The organism is Heyndrickxia vini, assembly GCF_016772275.1.
Classification (GTDB): domain Bacteria; phylum Bacillota; class Bacilli; order Bacillales; family Bacillaceae_C; genus Heyndrickxia; species Heyndrickxia vini.
On sequence record NZ_CP065425.1, the window covers coordinates 1,172,542 to 1,185,236 of the forward strand.

10 protein-coding genes are annotated in these 12,695 nt (G+C 34.5%); all 10 read left to right on the forward strand.

The window, feature by feature from the left end; translation table 11 throughout:
- Positions 1–3 precede the first annotated feature (3 nt).
- The 10 genes from I5776_RS05765 to I5776_RS05810 all read left to right on the forward strand — a co-directional run bounded on the left by I5776_RS05765 (position 4) and on the right by I5776_RS05810 (position 12,447).
- On the forward strand, positions 4–948 hold the full coding sequence (locus tag I5776_RS05765; protein ID WP_202779396.1) for a PP2C family protein-serine/threonine phosphatase: 945 nt from the start codon (positions 4–6) through the stop codon (positions 946–948).
- A 5-nt stretch (positions 949–953) separates the two neighbouring features.
- Entirely contained in the window at positions 954–1,880 is a 927-nt protein-coding gene (locus tag I5776_RS05770) for a serine/threonine protein kinase (protein WP_202779397.1), read from the forward strand.
- Positions 1,881–1,911: 31 nt separating this feature from the next.
- Entirely contained in the window at positions 1,912–3,375 is a 1,464-nt protein-coding gene (locus tag I5776_RS05775) for a type VII secretion protein EssB/YukC (RefSeq protein ID WP_202779398.1), read from the forward strand.
- Positions 3,376–3,412: 37 nt separating this feature from the next.
- The gene (locus I5776_RS05780; RefSeq protein ID WP_202779399.1) at positions 3,413–4,462 is read left to right on the forward strand and encodes a DUF4352 domain-containing protein; all 1,050 of its coding nucleotides are present in this window, start codon (positions 3,413–3,415) and stop codon (positions 4,460–4,462) included.
- A gap of 325 nt (positions 4,463–4,787) precedes the next feature.
- Complete coding sequence (locus I5776_RS05785) at positions 4,788–6,089, forward strand: ABC transporter substrate-binding protein (protein ID WP_202779400.1); 1,302 nt, start codon at positions 4,788–4,790, stop codon at positions 6,087–6,089.
- Positions 6,090–6,248: 159 nt separating this feature from the next.
- Positions 6,249–7,109, forward strand: coding sequence for a carbohydrate ABC transporter permease (locus I5776_RS05790; protein ID WP_202779401.1), 861 nt, complete (start codon positions 6,249–6,251; stop codon positions 7,107–7,109).
- The gene (locus I5776_RS05795) at positions 7,109–7,930 is read left to right on the forward strand and encodes a carbohydrate ABC transporter permease (protein WP_202779403.1); all 822 of its coding nucleotides are present in this window, start codon (positions 7,109–7,111) and stop codon (positions 7,928–7,930) included. The genes I5776_RS05790 and I5776_RS05795 overlap by 1 nt, the downstream gene beginning before the upstream one ends.
- 67 nt (positions 7,931–7,997) lie before the next feature.
- Positions 7,998–9,026 (forward strand): LacI family DNA-binding transcriptional regulator, encoded by a 1,029-nt coding sequence (locus I5776_RS05800; protein WP_202779404.1) that lies wholly within the window; start codon positions 7,998–8,000, stop codon positions 9,024–9,026.
- 25 nt (positions 9,027–9,051) lie between these two features.
- The gene (locus I5776_RS05805; protein ID WP_202779406.1) at positions 9,052–10,737 is read left to right on the forward strand and encodes a glycoside hydrolase family 13 protein; all 1,686 of its coding nucleotides are present in this window, start codon (positions 9,052–9,054) and stop codon (positions 10,735–10,737) included.
- Positions 10,738–10,788: 51 nt separating this feature from the next.
- Entirely contained in the window at positions 10,789–12,447 is a 1,659-nt protein-coding gene (locus I5776_RS05810) for a glycoside hydrolase family 13 protein (protein WP_202780707.1), read from the forward strand.
- Positions 12,448–12,695: the final 248 nt, after the last annotated feature.

A 12,695-nucleotide genomic window follows, 5' to 3' on the forward strand; every position in this document is an offset into this window, starting at 1 on the left:
GGAATGATTTCTAATCAAAATTGGCAAATAGGGATTGCAACTCACACCGGTCCTGTCAAACAAATCAATGAAGATGATTATTTTATTCAGACGATAGAAGATGCAGTTGGAAATGAATTTACGATAGTTGCCATTGCTGATGGTATGGGCGGTTATGAACGTGGTGATGCAGCAAGTAAAATGGCGATTACAATTCTTGAACAATGGTGGGACAGAAACATTAAAAAGTTTTTAAAGAAGAAAAATTGTCTTCAACGGCTAATCACCGAAATGAACCAATTGTTCAATAAAATGAATAAGCAATTATTGCAGTATGGGACAAAGATTGGAACAACCTTCTCTATCTTAATGTTATATAAAGGAGACTATGCGATTTGCCATGTCGGAGATAGTAGAATATACCAATTTAAAGGTGGAAATGTTGGATTTCAAAACTTCTTCCGGGCATTAAGTGATAGAGAAGGAATGGAATTTTTGAAAAAGCAAAATACAGAAACACTGGAAACCGATGTGGAAATTGTTCAGCTAACAGAGGATCATTCTTGGGTGGAACAGCAAGTGAAAAAGGGAAAACTGACCAAGGAAGAAGCACGTAATCATCGGAAGCGCAATGTATTAACCCAATGTTTAGGAATTGAAAACGGTATTAATCCATGGGGACAAATGGGTACCTATCAATCCAGTGATTTATTTTTATTATGTACGGACGGATTTTATTCAATGTTTTCCAATGATGAAATTGCGGACACGATTCTTGGTTTAGAGAAAGAATATACGGATCTGCAAACTTTAGCTGATTACTTAGTAAACTTAGCGAATTATACCGGGACAAAAGACAATATTACTGTCATTCTATTACGAAACATATTTAATAAAGAAAATGACAACAACCAAAGTCACGATAAGTTTAACCTATTATCCTTTTTGAATCATAAACGTTGGAGTTAGATACTATGGCCAAACATAATATTCATTTAGCCGAAGGAGATATTTTAAAGAACCAATATGAAATTATTCAACAAATCGGTTCAGGTGGAATGTCGGTCGTGTATCTGGCGAAAGAATGTAAAGAAGAAAACCGCCTTTGGGCGATAAAAGTAGCTGATATGGAGAAGAAGATTTCTAAAAGGCTATTTTCAGAGGCAAAAATATTAAGTGAATTGGATCATCCTTCATTACCGAAAATTGCCGATTTTTTCTCTTCACCAGACAAAGAATTCTTTTATCTCGTTCAAGAATATGTTGAAGGTGAAACCTTGTATGAATGGTTCGAACAAAATGATTGTTTCATCGATGAAGAGACAGTCGTAAACATCTGCATCCAACTATGCGATGTTCTGCATTATTTACATTCAAGGAAACCATCCCCAATTATCTATCGGGATTTAAAACCAGCGAATATTATGATCACGAAAACGAGGGATATAAAGCTAATCGACTTTGGAATTGCACGAAAGTACACGGAAAATAAAGCGAAGGACACATTACAAATAGGTACGGTCGGATTCGCGGCACCCGAGCAATTCGAAAAAAGACAATCGGATACGAGAACAGATCTGTTTTCATTAGGTGCATTAATGTACTACTTACTTTCCGGCGGCAAATATGTTTATATCACACAGAAACCTATTCAGTTTTTCCGAAAGCAATTACCAAAAAGCTTAAAGAAATGTATTCATTTACTAGTAAAATCAAACCCGAATGAGCGAATTCAAACGGCCGGGGAAGTAAAAGACTATCTAAAAAAAACGCAAATGCAGCTTGCTAAAGGAAAAAATCATTCATTAAAAAAGGGTTTGTTAATTTCGAAATATGTATTTTCTATATTTTTTTTCATCGGTGTAATTGTTTATATTGCCTACGACCAATTTCATAAATAAGTACAACTGTTAAAAACAAGGAGGCTTTCGAATGGCAGAGAGAATTAAGCTGCCCCACGGTGTATTACAGAAAAATGATCATGAGCTAATTGTCGAAATTCCATTGAAAAATACAAAAGTAATTGAAGCGGAGCAATTAATGGAATTAACGAAATCAGATTCTTTGTTCTTAGCTTGCCAGAAACAGGAGATAAAAGAATCAACGATTTATTTATGCTATACACTACCAAATGGTTATAAACCATTGCAGCAATATACTGGGGCAGCATTGAAAACAAAAATAAAGATCGCTAAAGAAATTATGCAAATCCAAAAAATTCAAGGAACACAATTTACTACCTATATTCATCCGGATAATATTTATGCTAATTCTTCAGGAGACGTAAAGTTTGTCCATAGAGGGATACGTTCGGTGCTTCCACCTGAATTGGAAGATGGAAAGGCATTTGTTTTCCACATTAAATGTTTGATTATCTCACTTTTTACTGGAAAATCTTTTGCTGAGCTTGTTAATAAAGGACTAACAAATATAACGGTCAAACATTCTTTTGTTAAAGATTTAGGAAAGGCTAAATCGTTGTCAGAAATTGAGAACATCCTTTCTTCTAACGTACAAGTGCAAGAAGCAGAGCAAAAAATAATAAAAGATAGCAAGCCTGTTGAGAAATTAAGTAAAACAAATGATAAAATAAACGACCAAAATTTATCTGAAATAAAGCCGCATAAAGAACAGGATAAGCAACAAATAACGAAGGAAAATAAAAAATGGGCTACACCGTTCAGCTTCTTATTGATCGGTCTTCTTATTGGTATCGTAATTATGTATATGGGCCAAGTCAAACCAAATTCGAATGCGCTTGCCTCAAGTAATGATGATAAAAAATCGGTAGAAAAAAAGCTAGTGATGGTAAACGCGGAAAAGGATCGGCAAGAACAGCTACTAGCAGCATATAGACTTTTGGCTGATGGAAAAAATGATGAAGCCATAAAGAAACTGGCAAGTATAAAGAATCTATCTGACGAAGATCAACAATTGCTTGTAAGGGAATATATGAAACAAAATACCCCAGAAAGCTTAAGAAAAGCAGCGATGTTATCTAATGAGTTTAATGATGAGATTGCAGCAAAACTAGTAGCACTTAACACAGAAGAATCCAAGAAAGTTTTGCTGAATTTACAATCTGATTCACCATCTATCCAAATTGAACAGGCATGGCTAAAAAAAGAGTATGATACGGTCACCCAAATAGCCGAACAGCAGCCAAAAAGTAACAAGCGGGCAAAAACATTAGCGATCAATAGTTATCTTGAATTAGGAAAGACAAAAGAAGCAGAAGGGCTCGCTAAAGAAATTGGTGACATCCCACTACAAATTAAAGCGAAAGAACAAGAAATAAAAAGTATTAAAGATGACAAAAAGAAATCAAAAAAGCAAAAGGAAAAAGAAATAAAGGAAATTAATAAATCAATAGAGAAATTGAAAAAAAAGAAATAGACTACTAGAAAAGCGGCTTGAAAGGATGTCCCTGTTTATGAAACCAACAAAATCGATGATCCTCATTGGTATAATCGTCGTATTAGCTATTGGATACTTTTTACGTTCAGGATCTACTGGTTTGCCCTTTCATAAAAACGATAAAAAAGCTGTCGAGGAACGGGCCGAGGCACTTATAAAAGAAGAACTTCCAGAAAAGACAACCATCACCAAGGATATGATTCCACAGGATTTGCAAAAAAAAGTACAGATTAAAGACGGGTATATTGAAAGGGTTATGCCTGATGGAATAAGGGCAGGGTATTATAATCCACGAAGAGGAAAAGTCGAAGGGGAAAAAACATATTACACGCTCCACCTTGATCTTGTTGCTGATGTCAAAGATACGATTAATGAAACATATCTACAAATGATGAAAGATACGCAAACAATTATCGAACGACTGGCTTCCTTTAAGTTAAAAGATAAATTGACATCGGACTTTTCAAAAGATTATATCCGAAATGTCAAAATAACGTGGAAGGCTCCTGTTAAGAACGAAACCGTTTTTGAACCGTTGAAATGGAACAATATTGCAAATGTCAATTTTAAAATAACCCGGGCAGTAGACTGGCCCCAATCACCTAAACACCTTAATGACTACATTGATATGCCAATTGAACTCAACTCTGGATTTTTATTAACGAAAAAGCAGAAGAATGCAGCGTTTAAAGTGGGTGATACAGCTGTAGTAGATCAAGTAGCATTTACTTTAAATGAGGTGAAAAAAGTAAGTGATTCTATCATACAAGTAAACTATACAATAAAAAATAATAGCAAATATAAACTATTATTCGATTCATCAAGTAATTTGCGTTTATACGCTGAATCCAATAAAGATGAACGTTTATATGGCGCAAGTAATAATCAGCAGCAAGAAGGATTCATCGCCCCAGGTGATCAAATAAAAATCACAACCAATTTTGAAGCGGGAACTGGAACTAAATATGCCTTACAATTAGGGTCGTTATCGTATATGGAAACGGATGATAAAAATAATAAATTTCTAAAATTGCTTCAGGCGGGCTGGGTTTTTGACGTTAAATAAAAGATAGATCGAGTGAATGAGAGTAAGGACTTGTTATGAAAACAAGTTTTTACTCTTTTTTAATGAAAAAAATTTTTTTATTGTAAATTAGAAATCTCTGTGCTAATATAATGACATAAGTTCATGCAATCGTTTGCACTACGTGTGGAACTTTTAGGTGAGTAGGCAAGATGCTGTTTTTCTTTTCTATGCTATGAAAGCGTTTAATTATTAGATTAGTAGCTTTAGATAAAAGAACGTATATTTGTCGATTTTTATGCAAACGGTTTCCTGAGTAGGCAACATTTCATGATTAGTGTCATAACAAATAATGGGGGTATCATTTATGAAAATGAAAAAGCTATTTCCAGCCATGCTTGCACTATTGCTTTTAGTAAGTGTTGGATTAGTAGGATGTTCTTCTAGTGATAAATCGAAAGGTGGAAGTTCATCAAAAGGTGATGTAGTGGTTGATATTTTTCAATTTAAAGTAGAATTTAAAGACCAATTTAAAGCGGTTGCAAAAAAATACGAAGATGAACATAAGGGTGTAAAAATCAATATTACTTCTGTCGGTGGTGGAGAAGATTACGGTGCAGCATTGAAATCTAAATTCGCGTCTGGTAATGAGCCTACTATCTATAATGTAGGTGGACCACAAGATGTGAAAGATTGGGAAACGAAATTAGCAGATCTATCTGATACAAAAGCAGCATCAGTTGCATTAGATGGAACACTTGATGGTGTGAAAAAAGGAAATGAAGTGTTAGGACTTCCATATAACCAAGAAGGATATGGCTTCATTTATAATACAAAAGTTTTTGAAAAAGCAGGAATCAATCCGAAAGACATTACTTCTTTTGCTAAATTGCAAGATGCAGTGAAAACATTAGACAATAAGAAAAAAGAATTAGGATTAAAAGGTGTATTTGCCTTACCTGGAAAAGAAACATGGGTAACTGGTTTACACTTATCTAATACGTTCTTATCACCAGAATTCAATGGAAATGTTATTGATACATTTAATGCGAAAAAAGTTGATTTTAAATATGGTGACGCATTCAAGAATGTGCTTGATTTAGAAAACAAATATTCTGTACAACCTACGGTAAGTCTTGATTACTCTCAACAGGTAGAGGAATTATTCTCTACTGGTAAGGTAGCAATGATTCAGCAAGGGAACTGGGTATATAGTTCAATTGCTGGTATTGATCAAGATTTAGCGGACAATGGCATTGGACTTTTACCAATCCCTGTTGAAGGATTTAAAGAAGATGCGATACCAGTCGGTGTACCTATGTACTGGGCAGTAAATAAAAATAAAGATAAGAAAGAAGTAGAAGAAGCGAAGAAATTCTTAGATTGGCTATATACTTCTGACGCTGGTAAAGAAGCGGTTATTAATGATTTCAAATTCATCCCTGCATATGATGGATTTGATGCAAGCAAAATTTCTGATCCTCTAGCTAAAGCAGTTTATCAATATGCACAAGACGGAAAAACAATTCCTTGGGTATTCATGGGCTATCCTACTGGATGGGGACAAGAAAAATTAGGTGTGGATATTCAAAAGTATTTAAGTGGAGAAATAAGCTGGGATGAATTAGTCAAAGATTCAAAAACAGCTTGGGAATCTTCAAGAAAATAATACGTCTTATTTAAAAATAGAAAACAAGGCAGCATGGGTTGCTTTGTTTTCTATATTATTTTAAAACTAAGTCATCTTAATGAGTGGCTTTACGGTTAGCCACTCATTAAGGTGACTTATAAAAAGGCGCTACCGCATTTCAATATTGGAGGAATAATGATGAAAAAAAGGAATTTATGGTATTGGTTGTTTTTAGCTCCTACTCTCATTGCGCTAGCAATCGTTGTTATTTTACCATTAATTTATGGAGTATATTACTCTTTTACGAACTGGAATGGAATTGAAAATCCTCAGTTTATCGGTTTCGAAAATTATATCAATCTATTTAAGGATCAGGAATTTTTGGAGTCCTTATGGTTTACTGTGAAATTTACAGTTGTTTCGGTATTCTTGATTAACTTTTTCGGGCTTGCTCTAGCACTTATTGTTACGCAAAAAATGAAAACAAGTAATCTACTAAGAACGATTTTCTTTATGCCGAATCTTATTGGCGGACTTATCCTAGGTTTCATTTGGCAATTCATATTTCTTAAAGTATTTTCCGGAATTGGTGAATTATTAGGGATTGAATCATTGCAAGGATGGTTGTCAACTTCAACAACCGGTTTTTGGGCTCTAGCAATTTTAATGAGTTGGCAAATGGCTGGATACATTATGGTTATCTATATCTCCTATCTTGAAAGTGTTCCACAAGAATTACTGGAGGCAGCAGAAATCGATGGGGCAAATAGTTTCCAACGCTTTATGCATATTACATTTCCTCTAGTTGCGCCAGCATTTACAGTAAGTTTATTTTTAACATTATCGAATTCATTTAAATTATATGATCAAAACCTATCATTAACAGGTGGAGGACCCTTTCATTCCACACAAATGGTGGCGATGGAAATTTACAAAACGGCATTTACTGAAAATGCGATGGCATATGCCCAATCAAAGGCAGTTATTTTCTTTATTATCGTTGCCGCCATTTCACTAACACAAGTGTATGTCAATAAGAAACGGGAGGTCGAAATGTAGTGAGCAGAAAAAAGAAAAAATCATTTATCATTGGTACGATAGGAATCATTTTGGCTCTCCTATGGCTTTCACCGTTTTACTTAATGATCGTAAACTCTTTTAAAACAAAGCGGGAAATATTCACTGATACGTTGAAACTTCCTAAACAATTTACCTTTGATAACTATGTGGAGGCATTTAACCAGTTAGATTTTTTAAAAACCTTATTTAATTCGATTTTAATAAGCGTGGTTGCAGTCGTCATAATTGTTATTTTTTCATCGATGGCAGCGTATGCACTATCACGCAGAAAAAGTAAAATTAGCGGGTTAATCTTTTTCCTTTTCGTTGCTGCAATGTTAATTCCATTTCAATCCGTCATGATCCCACTTGTTTCTATATTCGGGAAAATGGAAATGCTCAATCGAATAGGAATTATCATCATGTATCTAGGATTTGGATCAAGTCTTTCCATCTTTTTATATCATGGTACATTATCAGGAATTTCAAAATCTCTTGATGAGGCGGCTACAATCGATGGAGCGAATCGTTTTCAAGTATTTTGGTATATTATCTTTCCAATGTTAAAACCAATTACGGTTACTGTTGCGATTTTAAACATTATTTGGATTTGGAATGACTATTTATTGCCATCACTCGTTATTAATAAAGAAGGAATGGAAACGATTCCTTTAAAAATGTTCTTCTTCTTTGGAGAATATACGAAACAATGGCATTTAGCATTAGCTGGTTTAACAATTGCAATTATCCCGGTTATTATCGTGTATTTCTTCCTGCAAAAACAAATTATTAAAGGAATTTCTGAAGGCTCTGTAAAATAATCGTAATTATCAATACTTACCGTTTACAATAGAAATACTTACATTTGAATAACGGGGGATAGAAACAATGACAGTAACAATAAAAGACGTAGCAAGAGTAGCTCAAGTGTCACCTTCTACGGTGTCAAGGGTCATTGCTGATAATCCGCGCATTAGTGAAGAAACAAAAAGGCGGGTACGTGAAGCAATGAACGAATTAGGATACCATCCTAATTTCCAAGCACGAAGCTTAGTCGTAAAAAGTACGAAAACAATTGGAATCATTATGCCGAATTCAGCTACGCAAGTGCTAGAAAATCCTTTCTTCCCAGAAGTATTGAGGGGAATCAGTTTAATTGCACGGGAAAATCGCTTTGGTATCTATTTGTCTACAGGTGCTACTCAAGAAGAAATTTTTGAAGAAGTTATTCAAATGGTTCAAGGGCGTCGAGTTGATGGAATTATTCTCCTCTATTCAAAAACAGATGACAAAATCATGAAATATTTACTAGATAATGATTTTCCATTTACTGTTATTGGAAGACCATTTCATAATGCGGAGCGGATTACCTATGTTGATAATGACAATATATATGCCACTAAGCAAGTGACGAAATACCTTATTGATAAAGGGCACGAAAAAATTGCATTTATTGGTGTGAATACAGAAGATGTTTTTACCATTGATCGGATGGAAGGGTATAAACAAGCAATGGAGGAAGCCGGAATTCCCTTCAAGAAAGACTATGTAATCCATGAGAAATGGCTGAAGGAAAATGAAAAGGAAGCGATTATTGAATATTTATTCAGCAAAGAAGTGCCGACGGCCATTGTGTTAACAGATGATTTCCTTGCAATTAAATTGATGAGTATAGCAGAGGATTTATCGATACGCGTACCAGAGGATATTTCGATTGTCAGCTTTAACAATATTATGCTTTGTCAGTATATGAGACCTCCATTATCATCCGTAGATATCAATATTTTTCAATTAGGAATTGAAGCCGCAGGCTGTTTATTGGATAAAATAAATCATCCGGAAACTTTACCTAAGCGAATCACAATTCCGGCTAAAATGATCGAAAGAAAAACGTGTGCGAAAATTATAAAGAAATAATACGAATAAAAGGTGTGGGTATCAAATGGAAAAAAGCTGGTGGAAAGAGAGTGTCGTTTATCAAATTTATCCGCGAAGCTTTAATGACTCGAATGGCGATGGAATCGGGGATCTAAAAGGAATAACAAATAAACTGGATTATTTAAAAGAATTAGGAATTGATGTCATCTGGCTTTCTCCTGTATATCAATCTCCGAATGATGATAATGGATATGATATCAGTGATTACCGAGCAATTATGGATGAATTTGGAACGATGGATGATTTTGATGAATTACTAAGCGAAATCCATCATCGTGGAATGAAATTAATGATGGATTTAGTTGTCAATCATACGTCCGATGAACATGAATGGTTTAAACAAGCAAGAAGTTCTAAAGACAATCCATATCGAGATTATTATTATTGGATGCCGGGAGAAAATGGTCAGGAACCAAATAACTGGGAATCCGTCTTTAGTGGTTCGGCGTGGGAGTATGACGAAAAAACAGAAGAATATTACCTCCATCTTTTTAGCAAAAAACAACCCGATTTAAATTGGGAAAACCGTAAAGTTCGTGAAGAAGTATATGAAACAATGAAATATTGGTTAGATAAAGGCATTGATGGATTTAGAATGGACGTTATCAACTTTATTTCAAAAGTACCTGGATTACCGAATGGGGAAAATGTACAAGGGAAGAAATATGCATCGGGTGCTAATTTTTATATGAATGGACCGAAAATTCATGAATACTTACAAGAAATGAATCAGGAAGTTCTTTCTAAATATAACATTATGACAGTTGGTGAAATGCCCGGTGTAGATGTTGAAATGGCAAAACAATACACTGGCGAAAACCGTAATGAGTTAAATATGGTCTTTCAATTTGAGCATGTCGACTTAGATTCGGGACCTAAAGGGAAATGGGATTTAAAAGATCTGAATTTCCATGAATTTAAAGCCTCATTTACTAAATGGCAAAAAGGATTAGAAGGTGTTGGCTGGAATAGTCTTTATTTGAATAATCATGACCAACCAAGAATGGTATCAAGATTTGGTGATGATAAAGAATACTGGAAAGAATCAGCAAAGATGCTTGCTACATTTCTTCATTTTTTACAAGGGACCCCATACATTTATCAAGGTGAAGAGCTTGGAATGACGAATGTTCGTTTTGATTCAATTGATGACTATAAAGATATCGAGATTTTGAATATGTATAAAGAAAAAATAAGCGAAAACGATAGCAATCATCAGCAGATTATGGAATCCATTTATGTGAAAGGGAGAGATAATGCAAGAACCCCTATGCAGTGGAATGACCAGAATCATGGAGGATTTACATCCGGGACACCTTGGATAACAGTAAATTCAAACTATAAGGAAATTAACGCAAAGAAGCAGTTAACTAATGATGATTCTATTTTTCACTATTACAAACAGCTCATTCAATTAAGAAAACAACACGACATCATCGTGTACGGTACATATGATTTAATCTTGGCAGATCATAATGAAATCTTTGCCTATACTCGTACATTAGATGAAGAAAAGTTGTTGATTATTTTAAACTTTTCTAAAGAAAATTGTCTATTTGAACTTCCTAAGGAAATTCAGTTTACTGATAAAGAGCTGCTAATCTCAAATTATGAAGTCAATTCTGCTGACTCAATAGAAAAAATTACATTATTACCTTTTGAAGCTAGAGTATATAAATTATTCATATAAAAATGCTTCAGTTTACACCTTATGATGAAAAAGAAAAGCGAGGAAATGTTTATGAAGCAAACATGGTGGAAAGAAGCGGTTGCCTACCAGATATATCCTAGGAGTTTCAAAGATTCAAATGGCGATGGAATCGGCGATCTAAACGGGATTATTTCAAAATTAGATTATTTGAAGGATTTAGGAATTGATGTCATATGGATCTGTCCAATGTATAAATCGCCAAATGATGATAATGGGTATGATATTAGTGATTATCAAGATATCATGGACGAATTTGGGACCATGGCGGATTTTGACTTATTGTTAGAGGAAGTTCATAAACGTGACATGAAATTAATTATTGATTTAGTTATTAATCATACAAGCGACGAGCATCCTTGGTTTATTGAATCTAGATCTTCATTAAATAACCCGAAACGTGATTGGTATATTTGGCGCGATGGGAAGAACGGGAAAGAACCGAACAACTGGGAAAGTATTTTCGGTGGCTCTGCTTGGAAGTATGATGAGACGACCAATCAATATTTTCTTCATATTTTTTCTACAAAACAACCAGACTTAAATTGGGAAAATAAAGATGTGAGAAATGCGCTTTATGAAATGATGAATTGGTGGTTAGATAAGGGAATTGACGGATTTCGGGTGGATGCGATCAGTCATATTAAAAAAGAAGAAGGACTTCATGACATGCCTAATCCGGAAGGGCTGCAGTATGTTTCATCCTTTGATAAGCATATGAATGTGAAGGGGATTCAACCGTTTTTAGAGGAATTAAAGGAAGAAACCTTTTCAAAATACGATATTATGACCGTAGGCGAAGCAAATGGTGTTGGAATAGATGAAGCCGATGGATGGGTAGGGGAAGACAATGGGAAATTTAATATGGTCTTCCAATTTGAACACCTTGGTTTATGGGATGCAGAGAGCAAAACAAATATTGATATTGTAGAGTTAAAAAAGATTTTAAGCAGATGGCAAAAGGGCCTTGAAAACAATGGCTGGAATGCATTGTTTATTGAAAACCATGATAAAGCACGTGTCGTTTCAACATGGGGAAATGACGGAAAGTATTGGTATGGAAGTGCGACAGCTTTAGGTGCTATGTACTTTCTAATGCAAGGCACACCATTTATTTATCAAGGACAGGAAATTGGCATGACCAATGTTAAATATGCAACGATTGATGAATATGATGATGTAGCCACGAAGAATTTATATAAAATTCGTTCGGAAGCGGGTATATCCCATGAAAAAATCATGGAAGTCATTTGGGCATCTAGTCGAGATAATTCCCGAACGCCAATGCAATGGTCGGATGACACCCATGCCGGGTTTACAACAGGTACACCATGGATGGGCGTAAATCCAAATTATCGAGAAATAAATGTAGAGAAACAACAAAAGGATCCACATTCTGTCTATCATTTTTATAAAAAAATGATTGCTCTAAAGAAAGAAAATAAAATTTTCACGTATGGAAGTTATGATTTAATCCTAGCTAACGATCCACAAATCTATGCATATACACGTACAATAGAAAACGAAAAGGTAATAGTTATTACAAATTTATCGGAACAGCCAATTGAGTATTCGTATAACCATGTTTTAAACTATAACAATCTCCTACTTCATAACTATGAGGTTACACAGCATGATACAATGACACATTTTACTTTGCAGCCATATGAGGCAAGAGTGTATAAACTATAATTTTTCTGAACATGAACTTTTAATGAGGTTCATGTTTTTTTAAATTAGGTGTTTAAATGTCTGTTATTTAAACGGTTTTGAAAGAGCCCTTCATTCATATGCGGAAAAATCACTGTTCATTATTTGAGGCTTACTTTAGGTGTCTTAAATATTGAAAGAAAAAGCCTAAATATATCAAAAAAATTGGAAACATTAACCGCTTCAATACCTAATTTATCTTATTTATACTAGATTAGGTAAGTCTTAAA